The 19,959-nt window shown below is 64.1% G+C and carries 20 protein-coding genes, 1 tRNA gene and 1 other RNA gene; 17 read left to right on the top strand and 5 right to left on the bottom strand.

Features of this window, described 5'->3' with window-relative positions:
- Positions 1-13: 13 nt before the first annotated feature.
- Complete coding sequence (locus HYR72_25005) at positions 14-1,201, bottom strand: efflux RND transporter periplasmic adaptor subunit (protein MBI1818254.1); 1,188 nt, start codon at positions 1,199-1,201, stop codon at positions 14-16.
- Between the two features lie 183 nt (positions 1,202-1,384).
- Between HYR72_25005 and HYR72_25010 the strand changes: the two genes are divergently transcribed.
- The 8 genes from HYR72_25010 to HYR72_25045 all read left to right on the top strand — a co-directional run bounded on the left by HYR72_25010 (position 1,385) and on the right by HYR72_25045 (position 8,874).
- Entirely contained in the window at positions 1,385-2,044 is a 660-nt protein-coding gene (locus HYR72_25010) for a nitroreductase family protein (protein ID MBI1818255.1), read from the top strand.
- 78 nt (positions 2,045-2,122) lie between these two features.
- On the top strand, positions 2,123-2,929 hold the full coding sequence (locus tag HYR72_25015) for an enoyl-CoA hydratase/isomerase family protein (GenBank protein ID MBI1818256.1): 807 nt from the start codon (positions 2,123-2,125) through the stop codon (positions 2,927-2,929).
- A gap of 85 nt (positions 2,930-3,014) precedes the next feature.
- The gene (locus HYR72_25020; protein MBI1818257.1) at positions 3,015-4,505 is read left to right on the top strand and encodes a hypothetical protein; all 1,491 of its coding nucleotides are present in this window, start codon (positions 3,015-3,017) and stop codon (positions 4,503-4,505) included.
- A complete protein-coding gene (locus tag HYR72_25025) occupies positions 4,506-5,342 on the top strand; it encodes a substrate-binding domain-containing protein (GenBank protein MBI1818258.1) in 837 nt (278 codons plus the stop codon). It begins immediately after the preceding gene.
- Positions 5,343-5,350: 8 nt separating this feature from the next.
- Positions 5,351-6,040, top strand: coding sequence for an ABC transporter permease (locus HYR72_25030; GenBank protein MBI1818259.1), 690 nt, complete (start codon positions 5,351-5,353; stop codon positions 6,038-6,040).
- Positions 6,033-7,040, top strand: a complete 1,008-nt coding sequence (locus HYR72_25035) for an ATP-binding cassette domain-containing protein (GenBank protein MBI1818260.1) — start codon at positions 6,033-6,035, stop codon at positions 7,038-7,040. Before HYR72_25030 ends, HYR72_25035 begins: the two co-directional genes overlap by 8 nt.
- A 129-nt stretch (positions 7,041-7,169) precedes the next feature.
- On the top strand, positions 7,170-8,573 hold the full coding sequence (locus HYR72_25040; protein MBI1818261.1) for an aldehyde dehydrogenase family protein: 1,404 nt from the start codon (positions 7,170-7,172) through the stop codon (positions 8,571-8,573).
- A gap of 97 nt (positions 8,574-8,670) precedes the next feature.
- The gene (locus HYR72_25045; GenBank protein MBI1818262.1) at positions 8,671-8,874 is read left to right on the top strand and encodes a TOBE domain-containing protein; all 204 of its coding nucleotides are present in this window, start codon (positions 8,671-8,673) and stop codon (positions 8,872-8,874) included.
- On the opposite strand, the gene HYR72_25050 is transcribed toward HYR72_25045, so the two are convergent.
- Positions 8,858-9,988, bottom strand: coding sequence for a substrate-binding domain-containing protein (locus HYR72_25050; protein ID MBI1818263.1), 1,131 nt, complete (start codon positions 9,986-9,988; stop codon positions 8,858-8,860). The two genes, HYR72_25045 and HYR72_25050, sit on opposite strands and share 17 nt — an antisense overlap.
- 91 nt (positions 9,989-10,079) lie before the next feature.
- On the opposite strand from HYR72_25050, the gene HYR72_25055 reads away from it, so the two are divergent.
- Positions 10,080-11,135 (top strand): DUF2889 domain-containing protein, encoded by a 1,056-nt coding sequence (locus HYR72_25055; protein MBI1818264.1) that lies wholly within the window; start codon positions 10,080-10,082, stop codon positions 11,133-11,135.
- 157 nt (positions 11,136-11,292) lie between these two features.
- A complete protein-coding gene (locus HYR72_25060) occupies positions 11,293-11,967 on the top strand; it encodes a leucyl/phenylalanyl-tRNA--protein transferase (protein MBI1818265.1) in 675 nt (224 codons plus the stop codon).
- A gap of 10 nt (positions 11,968-11,977) precedes the next feature.
- On the opposite strand, the gene HYR72_25065 is transcribed toward HYR72_25060, so the two are convergent.
- Complete coding sequence (locus HYR72_25065; GenBank protein MBI1818266.1) at positions 11,978-13,246, bottom strand: glycosyltransferase; 1,269 nt, start codon at positions 13,244-13,246, stop codon at positions 11,978-11,980.
- A gap of 245 nt (positions 13,247-13,491) precedes the next feature.
- Here HYR72_25065 and HYR72_25070 point away from each other — a divergent pair.
- The 5 genes from HYR72_25070 (at position 13,492) to recR (ending at position 16,498) form a co-directional block, all read left to right on the top strand.
- Positions 13,492-13,579, top strand: a tRNA-Ser gene (locus HYR72_25070).
- Between the two features lie 53 nt (positions 13,580-13,632).
- Positions 13,633-13,731, top strand: an RNA gene (gene ffs, locus HYR72_25075) — signal recognition particle sRNA small type.
- Between the two features lie 40 nt (positions 13,732-13,771).
- Positions 13,772-15,484 carry a DNA polymerase III subunit gamma/tau gene (gene dnaX / locus HYR72_25080; GenBank protein ID MBI1818267.1) on the top strand — a complete coding sequence of 571 codons (1,713 nt, stop codon included), beginning with the start codon at positions 13,772-13,774 and terminating at the stop codon, positions 15,482-15,484.
- A gap of 33 nt (positions 15,485-15,517) precedes the next feature.
- Positions 15,518-15,832 (top strand): YbaB/EbfC family nucleoid-associated protein, encoded by a 315-nt coding sequence (locus HYR72_25085; protein ID MBI1818268.1) that lies wholly within the window; start codon positions 15,518-15,520, stop codon positions 15,830-15,832.
- 66 nt (positions 15,833-15,898) lie between these two features.
- On the top strand, positions 15,899-16,498 hold the full coding sequence (gene recR / locus HYR72_25090; protein ID MBI1818269.1) for a recombination protein RecR: 600 nt from the start codon (positions 15,899-15,901) through the stop codon (positions 16,496-16,498).
- A gap of 90 nt (positions 16,499-16,588) precedes the next feature.
- Here recR and HYR72_25095 read toward each other — a convergent pair whose 3' ends face one another.
- Positions 16,589-17,932 (bottom strand): MFS transporter, encoded by a 1,344-nt coding sequence (locus HYR72_25095; protein MBI1818270.1) that lies wholly within the window; start codon positions 17,930-17,932, stop codon positions 16,589-16,591.
- 188 nt (positions 17,933-18,120) lie between these two features.
- The gene (locus HYR72_25100; protein ID MBI1818271.1) at positions 18,121-18,264 is read right to left on the bottom strand and encodes a hypothetical protein; all 144 of its coding nucleotides are present in this window, start codon (positions 18,262-18,264) and stop codon (positions 18,121-18,123) included.
- A 261-nt stretch (positions 18,265-18,525) separates the two neighbouring features.
- On the opposite strand from HYR72_25100, the gene HYR72_25105 reads away from it, so the two are divergent.
- Positions 18,526-19,305 (top strand): SDR family NAD(P)-dependent oxidoreductase, encoded by a 780-nt coding sequence (locus HYR72_25105; protein MBI1818272.1) that lies wholly within the window; start codon positions 18,526-18,528, stop codon positions 19,303-19,305.
- 98 nt (positions 19,306-19,403) lie between these two features.
- Positions 19,404-19,940, top strand: a complete 537-nt coding sequence (locus HYR72_25110; GenBank protein MBI1818273.1) for a DUF59 domain-containing protein — start codon at positions 19,404-19,406, stop codon at positions 19,938-19,940.
- Positions 19,941-19,959 lie beyond the last annotated feature (19 nt).

The following is a 19,959-nucleotide window of genomic DNA, read 5'->3' on the forward strand; positions in this document are numbered from 1 at the left end:
CGCCGGCGTGCGCTCAGTGGGCGAGCGCGCTGGCGTTGTCGAGAAGGATGGCGCCGTCTTCAACGATCTGCTCGTTGCCACTCAACCCCGCGAGCACCAACACGCTCCCGTCGCGCGCCGAGCCGGTCGTCACTTCACGGCGCGTGAAGTGTCCGTGCCCGTCGTGGACATAGACGTACTGGTGAGCGCCGTCGGTGACCATCGCTGACATCGGCACCTTCACTGCACCTTCATGGGCCGCCACCGTGAAACGCACCTGCGCGTACATGTTGGGCCGCAACCGCCCGTCAAGATTCGGCACCCGCAACCGCACGGGAATGGTGTGTCGCACCGGATCGACCACCGATGAGACCATCTCGACGACGCCTTCAATGGTGCCGCCGGGCAGCGATGGACTGATCACGCGCGCGGCGGCGCCTTCCCGCACATCGACGGCGTCGGCCTCGAATAGGTCGGCGACCACCCACACCGTCGAGAGATCCGCGATCACGATCAACGACGTGCCGCTCTCCGGCGATACTTCCTGCGCCGGCAAAACGTTCTTCTCCACCACCACGCCGTCGCTCGGCGCGGCGATCAGGAACTCGTTGTCGACGCGAGTGGAGACCTTGAGCGAATCGAGCTTCGCGACTTCCAAATGATACGCCACCTCGGCCTTGCGGAAGCGCTGATCGGCCGTCAGCAGCTCTTTGGTCGGGAGCGCGCGGGCGGTCACCATCGCCTGGATGCGCGCGCGCTCCGCCTTGGCCGCTTCGAGATCGACTGCGGCTCGGTCCTTGTGCGCACGCAGTTCGGCAATGCCCGGACTCGCAACCGACAACAACGGATCGCCACTCTTGACGCGCTGACCAAGATCGACCAGCACCGAACCGACGCGGCCGGCAATCGGCGCGCCGACGCGATACGAGTGGGTCTCATCGATCCGCACGCGGGCCGGGACGAGATCGCTCCAGTAGTCGGTGGCAACCTCCGGATTCCCGAGTTTCAGAACTTGCCACTGCGGCGCATCCACCGTCAGCGCGATCCCGTCGTCAGTAACCGAGATTCCGGAGGGCTGGGCCGCCAGCGGCGGCGGCTTGCGCGCAAACGAGGCGGCCAACCAAATCGCCACACCACTCAGGCCGACCGCTACTACCAACGCGGTGCGTGGACTGCGTCGCCGTCCGCCCTCTGGTTCCCCAATCGTCGATGCACTGCCCACGTAGCCTAGTCCTCTCACTGTTGCAGCCGGTCCGCCTACCACGACGCCCCGGGCTTGAATGTGATTGGACGCGAGTCAAACCCGAAAATTCGACGCCAAACAAAGCGTCCTCGTCCCCTCTCGCTCGTCACGAAGCACTGTGCTCTAGTGCCTTCCCTCAACCACGTCTGAGGAGGGGACCCCGTGGATCTCAAGATTGTCGATCAGTTACTCACCACCACGCGCTCGGTGCGCAAGCGTTTGGATTTCCAGCGGCCGGTCGACCTGGCCACTCTGCAGCGTTGCCTCGAAATCGCCATGCAGGCGCCGACCGGATCGAACAGCCAAGGGTGGCACTTCCTCGTGATCACCGATGCGGCCAAACGCCAAGGCCTCGCCGATCTCTATCGGCGGGCGTTCGACGGCTATCGCCAGATGTCCGCCGCGTCGCCGCAATTGCAAGAGGGCGATCCGCGCCGCGCGCAAACATTGCGCATCGTCGACTCGGCCAGCTACCTCGCCGAGCATCTGCACGAAGCACCGGTGATGGTCGTGCCGTGCATCGAAGGTCGGGTCGAGAATGCCGGGGTACTCGCGCAAGCGTCGATCTACGGGTCCATCTTGCCGGCGGTGTGGTCGTTGATGCTGGCGTTGCGCGCCCGTGGTCTGGGATCAGCGTGGACGACGCTCCATCTCATGTTCGAACAAGACGCCGCCGCGCTGCTCAACCTGCCGGCGACCATGACGCAAACCGCGCTGCTACCGGTCGCGCACTTCACCGGCACAGACTTCAAACCGGCCAAGCGGCTTCCCGCTAGCAACCACATCCATTGGAATGGCTGGGAACAACGGCGAGGAATTTGAGATTGCGGATTGTCGATTGCGGATTCGTTGATCCGATCCTTCAATCCGCAATCCACAATCCAAAATCCGCAATCACCAATGGTTCGCTTCGAACTCCTTCCCGATCAGCCGCATGTGGCGCTGGTTACCATCGACCGGCCTGCACGCGGGAACTCGCTCGATCCGCCGACGCTCCGTGAGCTGGCCGCCGCATGGCGGCGTATCGCGGACGATCCGGAGATCCGTTGCGCGGTGCTAACCGGCGCCGGTGAGCGCGTCTTCTGTTCGGGAATGGACATGACGACGACGATCCCCGCGGCCCAACGGCTGGCGCGCGGCGAGCGAGTCGACGACGAAACGTTCGAGGGCTTGCGCAGCGTTGCCACCGCGCTGCTGGCCGGCTTCGATCTGCAGACACCGCTGGTGTGTGCGATCAACGGCCACGCCCGCGCCGGCGGCTTCGATCTCATGCTCGCATCCGAGATCCGCTTCGCTGTTCCGCACGCGACCTTTGCGCTCGAAGAGGTCGCGCTCGGCCTCTACCCCACCGGCAATGCCACGGTGCTGTTGCCACGGCAGATCGGATGGGTGCATGCACACGAGTTGCTGCTCACCGCGCGTCCGATCAATGCGGAGCGGGCGCTGCACATCGGCCTGCTCAACCAGATCGTCGCGCCCAATCAGCTCCTATCGACTGCCCTCGCCACTGCCGCCATCATCGCGGCCAACGCGCCGCTTGCCGTGCGTGAAACCCGCCGCGGGGTACGTGAGATCCTTCACCTTTCGCTCGACGATGCCTACCCTCGCCAGGAAGAGCTCGGCCGTCCGCTGCGCCGCAGCGAAGATGCGCGCGAAGCCCAACGCGCGTTCGTCGAGAAGCGCAAACCCGTTTGGACAGGCAAGTAGCCACGTCCGGTTCGGTTGATTCTTGGTTTCTTGCATCCGTTATGCTCGTGTTGGTATAACGCGCCGGTCTGAAGGGAGGGGGGCAATGCGCAAACACGTTGCATCGGTGTTGACAGTGCTGGGGTGCGTCCTGATCGGGGCAGCATCGGTGCGTGCCGATGATGCGGCGCTGCTAGATGTTCTACGCCAGAAGCAGGTACTGACCCCGCAGGAGTACGAACGGCTCAAGGGTAGCGAGTTGACGCCGGCGCAGCGCGCAGGATTGATCGATGTCCTGCGCGACAAGGGCGTGCTGACCAAGGACGAAGCCGCCAAATTGGAGCCCGGCGCTCCGGTCGCGCCCAATGCTCCCACCGTGGCCCAGGCCGCGGCGAAACCCGCCTCACTGCCGCAGGTCGGTTACGACGAAGGCTTCTTCGTGCGGTCGCAAGACGGCAACTTCAACTTGCGCTTTAACGGACGTGTCTCGAGCAACTTCTATTTCTTCGAACCCAATACTTCGCAAGTCGATACCGAAACGATCGATCGCGCGCGTTTGAGCGCCGACGCGACCTTCTACAAGTACTTTCGAATGCGACTGGAGAATGATTTCGCGTTCGCCTCGGGTCTGCGCGACGCCTTCATTGCGATGACGCCGATGCCCGAGGCCAACGTGCAGATCGGGCAATACAAGATTCCGTTCAGCTACGAGGAACTGCTGTCGAAGCGGTATATCGATTTCGTCGAACGCGCCGCCGTGGTCAACAGCACGGTGGGCAGCACGAACGATCCTTCGCGCGACATCGGCGTTATGCTCTACGGCCAGTTCGTCAACAAGACGCTCCAGTATCAGTTGGCAGGCATGAATGGCGCAGGGCAGAATCGCAGCGACAACAATGCCTCCAAAGACGTCGACTTCCGCACCGTGGTCGCCCCGTTCACCAGCGCTGGCCCCGAGCATCTGCGCAGCCTGAACGTGGGCGCTGGCGTCACCTACGGAGTGCAACCCAGCGACACGGGCACCAGCACGAGCAGCATCGCCGGCACGACGGAAACCGGCTTCACCTTTTATCCGGCGGTGCAGCGCAATGGTGAACGCTCGCGTTACGACGTCAGCGGGACGTGGTTCGATGGCCCGTTCTCGCTCAGCAGCGAGTACATTCAGACCTACGAATCGCGCAACGGATTTGGGGTCAAGGGCAGCAACCTTCCGGGTCTTCACACCGACGGCGCCTATGTCGGCGGCACCTGGCTGCTGACCGGGGAGACCAAGCCATACAACGCGCGCCTTCATCCCGCGCACGCGTTGTGGGACACGAACAGCCCCGGTTGGGGCGCGTGGGAAGCGGCGCTGCGCTACGAGTACTTCAAGCTCCGGCACGGCGGCGGCATCTTGGCCAACGGCACGGCGAACCCCGCGTTGGACAACCGTTACGACGCCCTCGTCGCCGGCGTCAATTGGTACCCCAACGAGTTCCTGCGCTTCTCGGTCAACTACTTGTACGGCTCCTTCGAAAATGCCGGGAAGAACATGTCGCCCAATCCGGCCCAGCACTCGAACAACGCGGTACTGGGCCGCGCGCAGTTGGAGTTCTAAATGGTCACGCGACGCATCCTTTCCGGACTCTCAATCTCGGCAGCGCTCTCCGTCCTGCTCAGCGTCACCGCCGCATCGGCGCAAGAGCATGTGCGACTGTCGACGACCACCAGCACGGAGAACTCCGGACTGCTCGCGGCGATCTTGCCGACATTCGAGCAACGCTTTCATCTCAAGGTCGACGTCATCGCCGTCGGTAGCGGCAAGGCGTTGAAGCTTGCCGAGAACGGCGATGTCGATGTCGTGCTTTCGCATGCGCCAGAATTGGAAGACGCGTTCGTCAAGGCCGGCTTCGGCGTCAATCGCCGCGAGGTCATGTACAACGACTTCATCATCGTCGGCCCACCGAGCGATCCGGCAAAGCTGCGCGGCAGCAGCGGCGCGGTCGATGCGTTCAAGCAGATCGCCGCCGCGCAGGCGACCTTCATCTCGCGCGGTGACGAGTCCGGCACGCATCAAAAGGAAAAGGATCTGTGGAAGGCGGTCGGGATCATCCCGAGCGGAGCGTGGTACGTCTCCGCAGGGCAAGGCATGGGCGAGGTGTTGCTGATGGCGAACGAACGTCAAGCCTATACGCTCGCCGATCGCGGAACCTACATCGCCTTCAAGCAGAAGCAGGATCTCACGATCACCAATGAGGGGGATCCCGCCCTGTTCAATCCGTACACCATCAGCGCTGTGAATCCGGCGAAACAACCGCATGCGAGATACATCGAGGCGATGGAACTGATCGCTTGGATCACAGCGCCCGATGGGCAGCGGGCGATCGCCGGTTTCACGATGGATGGCCAAGTGCTATTTCACCCCACTGCGGTGCCGCCAGGCGCCGCGCCTTAGGACACACCGTGGCGTTAGGCGACGCGCTGAGCGGCGCGCTGCGACTGCTGCTCACACTGGACACGCACGTATGGTCCGCAGTGATCGTCTCGTTGCGCGTGTCGCTGCTGGCGACTGTGCTCTCAGTGTTGATCGGCTTGCCGATTGGCTTTCTTGTCGCAGCGCGCCAATTCAGCGGCCGGCGCGTCATCGAGATCCTGCTGAATACCGCGACGGCACTGCCAACCGTGGTGGTGGGCCTCCTGGTCTACGCCCTGCTCTCTCGTCGCGGCCTGCTCGGGCCGCTCGGGTTGCTCTACACCCAATCCGCCATGGTCATCGGCGAGACTATTCTCGTCGCGCCGTTGATGGCCGCGCTGACGGTCGCCGTGGTCAGCGGCGCCGACCCACGCATTGAGGAGACCGCGTTGACGCTCGGCGCGTCGCGTTTCGGCGCGGCGATCAGCGTGTTCGTCGAAACGCAGCGGGGATTGCTCGCGGCGATCACGACCAGTTTCGGGCGATTGATCTCGGAGCTCGGCATCGCCCTGATGGTCGGCGGCAACATCCTCGACAGCACCCGCACCATGACAACCACGATCGCCCTGGAAACCAGCAAGGGCGACTTGGCGCTCGGCTTCGCGCTCGGACTGATCCTGCTTAGTGTGGCGCTGGCGGTGAACGGCGCAGTCGCGGTATTGACTCCGAGTCGTGCCTGAACCGCTCTATGGCCTCCGCGATGTAACCCTCGAGTACGGCTCACGCCGCGTACTCGACATCGCTACGTTGGATTTCGCGCGCGGCGGCGTCACCGCATTGGTCGGACCCAACGGCGCCGGCAAGAGCACGCTGCTGCGCATCCTGGCGTTTCTACTTCCGCCGACACGTGGCACGATCACCTTTGATGGCGCACGCATCGACAACCGCGACACCGCGTTCGGGGCGGCGCGCCGGCGCGTCACACTCGTCGCTCAATCGCCGTTCATCTTCCATCGCTCGGTACGCGCCAACGTCGCCTACGGCCTGCGCGCGCGCGGAGTGCGCAACGACGAACGCGCCATGGCGGCCCTGGCGGCGGTCGGCCTCGGCGACTTCGCCGATCTTCCAGCTTGGAAACTCTCCGGCGGCGAGGCACAGCGTGTAGCGGTGGCGCGTGCCCTCGCCATCGATCCACCGGTGTACTTATTCGATGAACCGACCGCGAACGTCGATCGCGAACACGTTGCCATCATCGAGACAGTGATCGCGCAACTCGCCGCGGCCGGCAAGACGGTGATTCTCACGACGCACGATCTCGACCAGGCGCATCGCCTGAGCGACACCGTCCTGTCCGTGGTCGCGGGCCACGTCACCGCCGCTCCGTTGCTCAACGTGCTGCGCGGCGTCACTACCCGTCACAACGGCGAGTCGTACTTCGACAGCGATGGGTTGCACATCGAGATCGCCACTGACACCGCGCCTCAAGTGATTGCGATCGACCCCGAAGACATTCTGATCTCGCGCGAGCCGCTGCACTCGAGCGCGCGCAATCACGCGGCCGGGGCCATCCTGAAAGTCGAGCGCGACGGTGCCAGTGTGCTGGTCACCGTCGACTGCGGCATCGCCACCCCAATGATCGCCCGCATCACCCAGCACTCGTACACGGACCTCGGCCTCAACCTCGGCATGCGCGTGTGGTTGACGTTCAAGTCTTCCGCGATTCACATTCTCGACATGTAGCGGCCCGGGAGCGCGCTTGCGACTTCTCGACCACCACTGGGTGACGCCGTCGACATCGGATTGCCTAGTTGCAGCGTTATGCTCTCAATGGCATAACGCCGAGTATCATACCCGAATGGAGGAGCCGACATGAACTCGTACCCGAACGTGATCGCTGGTCGCCTGGTGAACTCGCCGCAGCAAGACGACGTCATCAATCCCGCCCTCGGCAAGCCGTTTGCGACCTGTGCGCGCGGCACCAGCGAGCAGTTGAACGAGGCGGTCACCGCGGCCGCAGAGGCCTTCAAGACTTGGCGCAAGGATCAAGCCTTTCGGCGCCAAACGTTGAATGAGTGCGCCGCGGCGATTCAGGAAAAGGCGCAAGACATCGGCGTCGTGCTCTCGCAGGAGCAAGGCAAGCCGCTCGCCGCCGCTGTCGGCGAAGTCTTCGGTGCTTCGATCTGGTTCAGCTACTTCGCCAACCTGCGGCTCGAGCCGGAGATCCTTCAGGACGATGCCGAGAAGCGCATCCAGATCGTGCGCAAGCCGCTTGGCGTCGTCGCCGCCATCACGCCGTGGAACTTTCCGGTCATCTTGATGGCGTGGAAACTGGCACCCGCATTTCTGGCCGGCAATACGGTCGTGGCGAAGCCGTCGCCGTTCACGCCGCTCAGCTCGCTGCTCGTCGGCGATATTCTGAAGGACGTTCTGCCCCCGGGAGTTCTCAGCGTCATCGCCGGCGACGGCGCGCTTGGCGCCGAGTTGTCGGGGCATCCGCTTGTGCGCAAGATTTCGTTCACGGGCAGCGTCGCCACCGGCAAGAAGGTCATGGGCTACGCGGTGGAGGATCTGAAGCGCGTGACGCTGGAACTGGGCGGCAATGATCCCGCGATCGTCCTGGATGACGTTGATCCGAACGCGGTCCTCGACGGGCTCTTCTGGGGCGCGTTCCAGAACTCGGGACAGATCTGCAGTGCGATTAAGCGGCTCTACGTTCACGAGAAGGTCTACCAGCCGATCGTCGCCGGATTAATCGAGCGCGCACGCAGCGTGAAAGTCGGCAACGGCATGGAGCCGGACACTCAACTCGGTCCGATCAACAACCAGATGCAACTCGACAAGGTCATCGGCATGGTCAACGAGGCCAAGAAGCAAGGCGCGAAAATCGAAATCGGTGGAGAACGGCTGGACAGTCCTGGCTACTTCTATCCGCCCACCATCGTGACCAATGCGCACGCCGGTATGAAGCTGGTCGACGAAGAGCAATTCGGCACCGCACTGCCGATCATCAAGTACAGCAATCTGGACGACGCCATGGAACAGGCGAACAACACCCACTACGGCCTCGGCGCGTCGGTGTGGACGGGCGATGCGAAGCGCGGGGAAGCGTTGGTTCAAGAGATCGAGTCGGGTACCGGTTGGGTCAACCAGCACTTGGACTTGGGGCCCTCCACGCCGTTCGGTGGCTGTAAGTGGAGTGGCATCGGTTACGAAAACGGCAAGTGGGGCTACCAGGAGTTCACCGAACTACAAGTCGTCAACACCAAGAAGTAGTCGCTCATCCGATCGAAGCCCCGCACTGCGCGCCGGTGCGGGGCCGCTCTGGCACGGCGCGCGCGACCGGTCTAGGCTCAGTCAGAAGGAGGCCGGCATGGAACTTAGCGCTCGCAATCAACTCAAAGGCACGGTCACCAAAGTCACGATCGGCAACGTGATGGCTGAAGTACACGTGCAGATCGGTGGCAATGAACTTGTGTCGGTCATTACGCGTGGCTCGGTCGAGCGCCTCGCGATCAAGGTCGGCGATGCGGTTACCGCAATCGTCAAAGCGACCGAGGTCATGCTCGGGAAGTAGCCGCAGCCGGGCGCGCCACCGCGTGACCGCCGACGCGGTAGGTGGCGATCAGTTCTTGTACCGCCGGCGACGTGAACCATCCGATCAATGCCATCGCTTCGACGTAGCGCGTTTGTGGGTGATGATCGGGGTTGGTGGCGAGGACGGAATACGCGTTCATCAGACAGGCGTCGCCAGCGAACAGAATGTCGAGCGCGAGCGAATCCGCGAGCGCAACCACCGTACTGCGATCCGCCAGCAGATACGCTCCTTCCCGGCTGGCGCGCCGCAGCACATCGGCCATGCCCGACCGCGCGCGTCGGAACCACGGGCCAGGCGTGATGCCAGCGGCGCGCAGCAACGCGCGCTCACGCTGGTGGGTACCGGAGCCGTCATTGCGCGACAGAAACGGAGCCCTCGTGGTGGCGATGCGCTGCAACGCAACGCGTACGCCGCGCGCCCCGCGCACGGCAGCGGGATCGTCGCGCGGACCGACCACGACGAAGTCGTTGGTCATCACCGGCCGTCGATTCAGCACGTCGCCGTGACTGACGGCCCGCGCTTCGGCTTCTGGAGCGTGCGCCAGCACGATGTCGGCACGACCGCTATGCGCCAACCGCAGCGCCGCGCCACTGCCCACCGGCAGCACGTCGACAGCGATCCCGAATCGGCGCATGAACGGCGGCAGCAGCAACGGCAGCAGCCCGCTGTCGACCACGCTGGTGGTGGTGGCGAATCGCAAGGTGTCCGCTGACGCGCGCGACACCGCAGCCGCCCCACCGAAGAAATGCGTTGCGGAGCGCGCGACCGCGTGCCGCTGCTCGGAATGAAACACGCGCAAGCGCGTGATCAGATCCTCCCCTGTGGGGGTCAACCGGCTGCCCCCGCCGCTGCGACCGCCGGTTTGTGTACTGATCAGTTTTACCCCGAGGGCGGCTTCGGCTTGGCGGATTTTTCCCCAAGCATCGCGATACGAGATGCGCAGTCGCTTCGCTGCCGCGTTGAGGGAGCCGACCTCGCGCAGGGCTTCGAGAATCTCCAGATGGCGTTCACCCAACACCGGCTGACCTTTGCGGGTCAGGAACACGCGGTTGCGCGCTTCGAGACGCGGGAGATGACGCCCATTGAGTTTCACGCGACTCTCCTACCACGATCGCCCGCACGCATCCCAACGAACTGGCCAACGCCACTTGCGCCTACCGCGCAGGGCATGACAGATTCTCCGCATGCGGCTCGACGTTCAAGGGCATCCGATTCACACTCGCGCCTTCGCGGTCACGTTGCGGCAGGGAAACGACGGCAAGCTCGACGTTCAAGGGTACGTGCTCGATCTGCGCAAGCGCGGCTTCGTGCCGGTGGCGGGCGATCTGCAAGGCACGGGGATCATCCATCATATGGCGCTCGATGCGATCGTTGATCCCGCGAGCGCCACGATCGAATGCATTACGGCCCAGCAGTTCAACGTCGCCTTCGAGCCGTCAGTGGAGACGCTGGGTGTGACCCGCGGCGAGCAATGCCGAGATCCGATCAGAGCCATCGAAGCGATTGCCGGCGCGCGGCTCGACGCCGGCTTCTCGCGCCGGCTGAGCGCGGCAATCGGCGGCCCGCGCGGCTGTTCGCATTTGCTGACGCTGGCGCATCTGCTGGGTTCAACCGCGGCGTGGGCGATCGAGCGCGATCGCACGCTACACGGCGCGGCAGCGCAACGCCCAATCGGTCAGCGCATGTTTCGCCGCGACTTGATCATCGACGGCTTCGAAACCCCAGAAGCCAACGGCACGATGGCGCTGACGATCCAACTCGCGGACTTGCACTTCGCTCCGTCCGCAACACCGGTGCGCCCAATGGACCGCTTCGCCGCTGATCAAGAAATTCGCGGCGTCCTGACGATCGGATTCCCGACCTTCGAGCTCAGCCAGATCGCCGTCGCCGAGCGCCGCCGTGACGCGGCGACGTTCGACGCCTCCGAGTGGAGCGACCTCGACACGGCGGTCGCCGGACTGGTCGGCCTGCGCTTCGGCTTCGGCATCACCGCCGAACTCCTGCAACGGCTGGGTGAACGCGCCGCCGATCGCCCGCTGCTCGACGCACTGCTGATGGTCGCGCCGGCGTTGATCCAGTGCACCGCCGCGTTGTCAGATAGCTGGCCCGCCGCGTTCAAGAAGAGCGCGTCGCTCGTCGGCATGGGCGGCCTACCCAACTCCTGTTACATGTGGCGGAGCGACGGTGCGCTGTCGCGCGCCCGTGAAGCCGAAGGCGGCGAGCCACCGCGTCGGCCGTGAAGAGACCTACAACGGATTAAACAGATTGAACGGATTTGCACCGTCTGATTTCGTTCCTCTTCGGCCAATCCGCTTAATCTGCGCAATCCGTTGTAAACCCCTTCTTGTTCTCCTCAGGCTTGAACCCTCTCGCCCGCGTGCCTACAAGCGTCAGCGCATGCCTGTCCGCGAGTTCCCAGACCCGCGCTCCGCCAACGCCGACGGCATCGTTGCGGTCGGTGGTGATCTGCATCCCGAATCGCTGTTGCTCGCGTATCGGCAAGGGATCTTTCCGTGGCCGGTGGAAGCAGTTCCGCTGCTGTGGTTCTGCCCGGCCGAGCGCAGCGTGTTGGCGTTCGCCGATCTGCACATTCCGCGCAGCTTGGCGCGGGCGCGCACGCACACAACGCTGCGCTTCACCATCGACGAGGCGTTTGCGGAGGTCATTCGCGCCTGCGCCGCCACGCCGCGACCGGGGCAGAACGGTACGTGGATCACGACTGAGGTCATCGCCGCGTACGTGCGATTTCACCGGCTGGGCCACGCCCACAGCGTCGAAGCCTGGCAGGGCGCACGGTTGGTCGGCGGCGTGTATGGCGTCGACGTCGACGGCGCGTTTGCCGCGGAGAGCATGTTCTACGACGAACCCAATGCGTCGAAACTGGCGCTGCTGCACCTCATCGAACACTTGCAAGCGCGCAGACTCGATTGGCTCGACACGCAGGTGATGACCCCGCATGTCGCGCGGCTGGGCGCGCGGTTGATCCCGCGCGACGAATTTCTCGACAAGCTGCGCGGCACGCGGGCGCGCGGCCTGCACATATTCCCTCGCTCCGGTTTGGAACGGCGATAGGCCGGAGTGCTCACGCAACGGCGGCGGTAGGCTGTTGGTAGCGCAGCAGCCGGAGACGCGGCAGCAGCGTGCGGCGCGTGATCTCCGACCACCGGAAGTGTTGCGCAGTCGTCTGTCCGGCGCGGCGGATGGCTCGCTCCTGCTGTGGGTTGGTGCGCAGGCCGTGATAGAGGCTGACGAACTCGCGCGGGTCGTCAGTTTCCAGCACGAGCGCATTGAGGCCGGGAATCACGTAGTCCTCACCCGAGCACCCGGTGACGGCGACGCCGCCCGCCGCCATGGTTTCGAGCCCGACCAATCCGAAGGGTTCATGGCCGCTGTTGGCGAGCACCGCGGCTGCGCCGCGGAAGAGGACGCGGCGACTTTCAGGATCCACCGGTGACTGCAGACAGACGATGTCGGCATCGCTGTTTTGGTCGATCGCTTGGAACAAGCCACGCGTGCCGGGTTCCGGCGCATGACGTTCTACCACCTTGAGTCCCGCCAGCGCTGCCGTGCGCAACACTTCGCGCCCGTACGCCTCCACCCCACCACGAGCGATTAACAGCGGCCTCCAACCCTGTCGTCTCAACTCGCCAACCGTCGCGATCGCCAGCAGCCACCGTTTGTCCGGATCCCAGCGTGCGACCTTCGCCAAGACCATGCGCGGGCGCAGCCGCGCGCGGAACTCGACAACCGCGGCGCGCTCGGGCGGCTTCAGCGCCTCGGCCGACAGCCCATTGGGGATCACCAACGGATCCACCCCGAGTCGCTGCATGCCGTGCTTCATGTAGCGACTCACGGTGGTGACCACCGCCGCCCGGGTCAGGCGAGCCCAATCGATCCGATCGAACCCGAAGGTGTTGTTGGCGTTCCACAGGATCGCGACCTGCGACCGCACCCCTGCCTCGGTCATTAGCCAGTCGAGATGCAGCAGCGCGTCCACGGTTTGCCACTCTTCGGCTAGGATGACCGCCGGGCCGCCGGTTTTCACCAGATGACCGAGCAGTACCTCGTTGAGCAGGAACGGCGGAAGTGAACGTGCATAGTCGTCACGTTTGCTCTCTTCGCCGTCGTAGACGCCGTTCGGGTGATAAGCACTCAGCCACTGGCACCAGCGATGCAGGTGCAGCGTCCCGCGTACTTCATGACCGGGCAGCGTCGGATCGCCGACGAACCACAGATGAGTCTCGTCGCCGGCCTCGGCCAGCGCTTGGCTCAACCCGGTGATGCGGCTGGCAATGCCGCCGGCGCGCGAGTAGCCATCCGGCCCCTCGAAGGAGAGTAGGTGAAATTGCATTCCGGCGCTCGTTCCCGGCGCGAGGCAGCACCGGTTGCGTCGATCTACGAAGCGGACGCCAGACAGTAGGTCGCGAAGGCGCTGCCGCACAAGCCCCGGAATCCCCGATGCGCATCGGAAAAGTGGCCTACACCGAGACCGCCGACTACTCCCAACTGCGGTGCTTAGCCGAGGTCGCGGTTGCAACTCCCAAGGCGTATTGTTACCAGAGGCAGCGATGAGTACAGCGGCAGTGGCGGGCGCATGGAGAGGTGCCCGAGTGGTCGAAGGGGCACGCCTGGAAAGTGTGTGTACCCTACAAAGGTACCGTGGGTTCGAATCCCACCCTCTCCGCTTCCCCCGATGCCGATGAGAGAGTAGAAGTTGGGACGGTGGTCAACAGTGATAGCTAGGTCCCGCGCAAGGGAGCGTCGCGAATCCCGTCAGATCCGGAAGGAAGCAGCGGTACCGACAACCTCTCTGTGCCGCGGGGAAGCCTAGCTATCTCTGGTGGCCGCCGAGTCGGCACCGCACGATCGGTCCTCCATGTCGTACTTGGTTCTCGCGCGGAAGTATCGCCCGCAGGTCTTCGCCGACCTGATCGGACAGGAACACGTCACCCGCACGCTCGGCAACGCCATTCGCGCCGGGCGCGTGGCCCATGCGTTTCTGTTCACCGGCGTGCGCGGTGTCGGCAAGACGACAGCCGCTCGCATCCTGGCCAAAGCGCTCAACTGCGAGCGCGGCCCGACCCCCGAGCCGTGTAACGCCTGCACCAATTGCAAGGAAATCATCGCCGGCAACGCGGTCGACGTGCTCGAAATCGACGGCGCCTCCAACACCGGCGTCGATGACGTGCGCCAGATCATCGACAACGTCCGCTACCGCGCCGCCAAGAGCCGCTTCAAGATCTACATCATCGACGAAGTCCACATGCTTTCCAACAGCGCCTTCAACGCGTTGCTGAAGACGCTCGAAGAACCGCCCGATCACGTCAAGTTCATCTTCGCCACCACCGATCCGCACAAGCTGCCGGCAACCGTGCACTCGCGCTGCCAGCGCTATGATTTCAAGCGCGTGCCGCTGCGGCTGGTGGTCGAACAGTTGCAGAAGCTCAGCACCGCCGAAGGCGTCACGATCAGTGAACGATCCCTCTACCTCATCGCTCGCGAGGGCGAGGGCAGCGTGCGCGATGCCCTCTCGCTGCTCGATCAAGTGATCGCCTTCAACGCCGAACAGCTCAGCGACGACGACGTGGTCGCGGCCCTCGGCATCGCCGATCGGCGTCTCTTGTTCGCCGTCGCCGAGGCGATCGTGCGGCGCGAGCCGGCGGCCGCGCTCGAACGCATCGCTGAAATTCATCGCTTCGGCTATGACCTGCGCCGCTTCTCTCGCGACTTGCTCGAACACCTGCGCAATCTCGCCGTCTACAAAGTCATGCCGCAGGTGACGGAATTGATCGCCGACTTGCCCGCCGAAGAACGCAGCGAGATCGCACGCCAGGCGGATGCCATCGGCGCTGACGACATCGAGCGCGCCTTCCGCATCATGCTGGCGGCCGACGACGAGGTCGCCCACAGCGCGTATCCCAAGATCGTGCTGGAGATGACGGTGATCAAGTTGTGTACGCTGGCGCCGCTCCTACCGGTCGAGCAGGTGCTCGATCGCATCGAAGCGATCGACGCGCGTCTGCGCGGCGACGCAACCGCAGCAAGGCCAGCCGCGGCGCGCACCGCACCGCTGCGCGTCGCTGACTTGGCGGCACCGATGTCGCGTCCCGTGGCACCGCCGCCGGTGGCGGTGCCCGCGGGCGAGGATGCCGAGCCCGCTCCGGCGGTCGTCCGCGACAGCGCCCCGCCGGCTGGCGACTGGAGTCAGTTCATCGAGTTCGTGCGCAAGGAGAAGGTCACGCTGGTGCACTACATCGAGCATTCGCATGTCGCGCGGATGACCGCGAGCATGCTCGAAATCGCGGCGCCCGAGGGCTACTACTACGACTACCTTGCGCACCGCGACCATCTGAAACTAGTCGAAGAGCTGGCAGAGCGATTTTTCGGTACACCACTGCGAGTCATGGTCACCGCGCGCCGCGCGGCCGCTGCCGCGCCCCCCGTGACCGACACTGCCGACAAGCCAACACGCGCGCAGCAGACGGCTACGGTCATGGCGCATCCGCTGGTCAAAGCCGCGGTCGACATCCTCGGCGGCGAGTTGCACGAAGTGAAAACGCGCCCGCGCGTTCCGCGCGAGGACTCGTGAGCGCATCATTGGGAACCATCCTGGGAGGCATCCGTGAGTAAAGGCATCGGCGACATCATGAAGCAGGCGCAAGAGATGCAAGGGCGTCTGGCGCAAGTGCAAGCAGAGGCTGCGACCAAGACGGTGGACGGGTCGGCGGGTGGCGGCATGGTCAATGTCACCGTAAACGGCCGGCTGGAAGTGCTCAGCCTGCGCATCGACAAGCAAGTGGCGGCGGGTGGGGATCTTGAGATGTTGCAGGACCTGATCGTCGCCGCCCTGAACCAGGCCATCCGTGCCGCGCAGAAGATGATGGCCGACGAGATGACCAAGATCACCGGTGGCCTGAAGATCCCCGGCTTGACGTGATCGGCTTGCGGCTGTGCGCGCCGAAGTTCGCCCATCGATAGACCCGCTGAACTAGGCTCCAAGATTATGGCTACGTTTCCCGCGCCGCTGGCGCGCATCATTCAAGAACTCATCAAGCTGCCTGGTGTCGGCGAGAAGACCGCCACGCGGCTGGCCTTTCATCTAATGCGCACCGAGCGCGCGTCGGTCGACGCGCTGAGCGCGGCGCTCATCACACTGCGCAACGAAATGCGGTTGTGTTCGGTGTGCTACGCGTTCACCGCGCAGGACCCGTGCGCCACGTGCAGCGATCCGGCGCGCAACAGCGAACAGATCTGCGTCGTCGAAGGTCCGGCCGACGTCATCGCCGTCGACAAGTCGGGCCAATTTCGCGGCCGCTACCACGTCTTGCACGGCTCGCTTGCGCCGCTCGACGGGATCGGTCCGGAGCACCTCCGCGTCGCCGAATTGCTGCACCGTTTGCGCGACGGCGTGGTGCGCGAAGTGATTCTCGCCACGAATCCAACCGTCGAGGGCGAGGCGACGGCGATGTACGTCGCCAAGCTGATCAAGCCACTCGGCGTCCGTGTCACCCGCATCGCCCACGGTCTCCCCATGGGCGCCGACGTGGAGTACGCTGACATGATGACGTTGGGCAAAGCGCTGGAGGGGCGCCGAGAGATGTGAGTTCGTGACTCGTGATTCGTGAGTCGAAGCTGCAAGCGCGGAATCGGGCTCCTCTTCACGCCTCACGATTCACGCGTCACGGCTCACACGTCACGACTCACGATGCTGCCTCCGCGGCTCTTCGTCCATCACGACCGGGCCAATGTCGTCACCTTCACTCGGGCGCAAGGTGACGACGCGCGTAAACACGTTGCGGAACGAATGCTCGCGGGCGCGCCGCTTGACGCCGACGCCACGCGCGAGAAATAGCACGATGAGTGCGCGGCACGTCGACGAGATGATGAAGATCGGGTGGTACCCGGCGTCGCCGACCGCGTGCATCACCGCGCCACCCAGCATCGAGCCGGTGACGATCATCACTCCGTTGAAGAGATTGTAGATCGACAAGACTTGCGCGCGGTTGCGATCCTCGGTGCAGTCGAAGAGATTGAGGAAGGACGTCAGCTCGAAGCCCGCCCAGGCGAAGCCGCCGACGAGTTGCAGGCCGATCTGGTAGCCGAAGTTGTCCGACACCACCCACAGCGACGACAGCGGAATGATCAGCACCGCCGACACTTGCAGCGCGCGCCGATTGCCGTAGATGCGCGCGATCTCGCCCCAGTAACTCGACGACAGCACGCGCGCGACCACAATCGCGGCGCTCAGAATCGTGAAGCGCGCGTACGACAAGTTAAGCGCGTGTAGAAAGTACGGCGTGAAATACGCCGCCGAGATGTTCACCGCGCCACTGATCAACACCATGAGGCCGATCAATCGCCCGTAGGGCTGCCGCCAAAACCCAGCGAGCACCGTACGTGTGGCTACGCGGTGCTCGGCGGCGACGAACGGACCCGGATCGTGCTGGCGCGTGAGGAACCACACGCTCACAGCGCGGCTCACCGCGGCGATCGTAAACGCCGCGGCAAAGCCGGTGGCGGCGCCGATCTGCGTGCGCGAGGCGGCGTCAATCAGAAAGCCGCCGAGGAGCAACGACAGAAAGATCAGCGAGTGGACCGCGACGTTGCGCCGTCCGAAATAGCGACTGCGTACCACCGGTGGGATCATACGGCCGATCCACGCGTTCCACGCTGGATTGATCCCGAGGTTCAGCATCCAATAGAGGCACACCCAGGCTAGCAGCCACGGATAGCCGCCGCCGGCCACGCGGGTGAGCAACACGATCGGCACGAAGACGGCTGCCTGCAGCGCCGCGCTGCCGATCACCCACACCCGATCGCCAACGCGATGCGCCACCACCGTCGAGAGCAATTGAAACACCGAGCCCAACAGGATCGGAACGGTCGCCAGCACGCCGACTTGAAACGGCGTGGCACCGAGCAGCAAAGCGAAGGCGGCAAAATACACCTCGCCACAGCCGATCTTCGCCGCGTCAAACGTCGCATCGAGCGTACTGGCGCGCAGGCTGCGCCGCAGCCGCGATTCGGAAGGCTTCATTGCAATGGAATCAGTTGGTTTAGCAGCTTGAAGGGTCCGCATGCTTCGAGACGCGCCTGTCGGCGCTCCTCAGCATGAGCGGTTCTCCTCTTGTGCCCCAATACTTTCCCGCTCGTCCTGAGGAGGCGCGAAGCGCCGTCTCGAAGGGCGCCGTACCTTTCAACAGGCCACTACGGAGGTGTTCAGCGTCAGCCGCCGGGCTTGGCGCGCGGCACTTCGCTGAACGTATTCACGCCGTACTTAGTGTCCTTGAACGCGTTCTCGATCATCGCGCGCGTGATCGCTTTACCCTTCTTGGCCGTGAGCGTCGCCGTCTTCTGTTCAAAGCTCACCTCGATATTTTCGCACTCGTCGATCTTAGTCAGGGCCGCACGGACCCTGTCAGCGCAGGAGTGAGGTCACGTCATGCCCGAGACCGCAACGACGTACTGTCGCCCGGCACTCTTCTGCGCGTCGGAGCCGGCGTATGCGGCCACGACCGTTCCCAACGCGACTATCGCGGTGATGCTGGCGAGATTCATTTTCATGACCAATCTTGTACCGACCCTGGCCGAGCCGTGCAAGTTGCTCGGCCTCATGGTACGAGGCGCGGCATGAGTTCTCCCAAAGTCGCCTTCATCACCGGCGCCAGTCGCGGCATCGGCAAGCAACTCGCCATCGATTTTGCGAAGGCGGGCTACGACGTGGTGTGTCTGGCGCGTTCAACCAGTGACCAGCCCACCAAACTGCCTGGCACGGTCGACGCGACCGCCGAGTTGGTCCGCCAACACGGTCGACGCGCATTGGCGCTCGGCGTCGATTTGCAAGTGGAAGAACAACTGCGCGCCGCCGTCGATCGCGCCTATGACGAGTTCGGTCGCATCGACGTGCTGATCAACAACGCCGCGATCGCGATTCCCGGACCAACGCTTCCGCAACCGATGCGTAAGTGGCGGCTGGCGATGGAGATCAACGTCAACGCCCCGCTGGCGCTGATGATGGCCGCTTGTCCGCGCATGACCAAAGCCGGCGGCGGGCACGTGATCAACGTGTCGTCAGAGGCCGCGGTGTTCCCCGAGTTCGGCCGCGCCAGCTACACAGTGACCAAGGCGGCGCTAGAGTCGCTCAACCAATGCATGGCCCACGAACTCAAGCCGTCCGCCATCGCCGTCAACGTCATGCGCATCGACGTGCCGATTTGGAGCGAAGGCTTCGTCTTCACGTTGCAGGGGATGGACACCAGCGACTTCGAAGATCCGGTCATCATGTCCGATGCGTGCCTGTGGATCGCCGACCAGCCAGCGACATACACGGGACACATCCTGACCATCACCGGGATGCGCGAGCAGGGCATCATCCGTCCGCGCACTCGTGTGGGGCAGCGGACGCTCTGACGGCAATCCCCCCGTCGACACCGTCCGAGGGGTGTCATTTGTCCTATCAACGTTCCGCAGCTACACTCCCACTCGCATCGAAGAAGAGGAGTTGATCAATGAGCTACGAACAAGTCGAGTTCAGCCGCGACTGCGAAGCGGTTCAGATTCCGCAAGGCATCACCGTGACGATTCCGAAGGGAACCCCCGGTCTGATCACCCAATCGCTGGGCGACACCTACACCCTGCAGATCCCAACCTTCGGCGGTCTGTATCGAGTGAGCGACCGCGACGCCGAGGCGATCGGCAAGGAACCGCGCGCGACGGCGACCGCCGCGACCGCGAGCAGCGACGAACCGATCAGCGAAGAGTTGGTCTGGGATCAACTGCGCCAAGTGTACGATCCGGAGATTCCGGTGAACGTCGTCGACCTCGGGCTCATCTACGACATGCGCATTGACGGACGCACGGTGCAGGTGAAGATGACGCTGACCGCGCAAGGCTGCGGCATGGGGCCGTCAATCGCTATGGATGCCAGCCGCCGCATCGAGAGCTTGCCCGGCGTCGAAGAAGCCGACGTGCAAGTCGTCTGGGATCCACCCTGGAGCCCGCACATGATCTCGCCCGAGGGCAAAGCCAAGTTGGGAATGGATTGAGATCGCGGCCTTCTGGCAA

Source organism: Deltaproteobacteria bacterium, from assembly GCA_016178705.1.
Taxonomy (GTDB): Bacteria; Desulfobacterota; Binatia; order HRBIN30; family JACQVA1; genus JACOST01.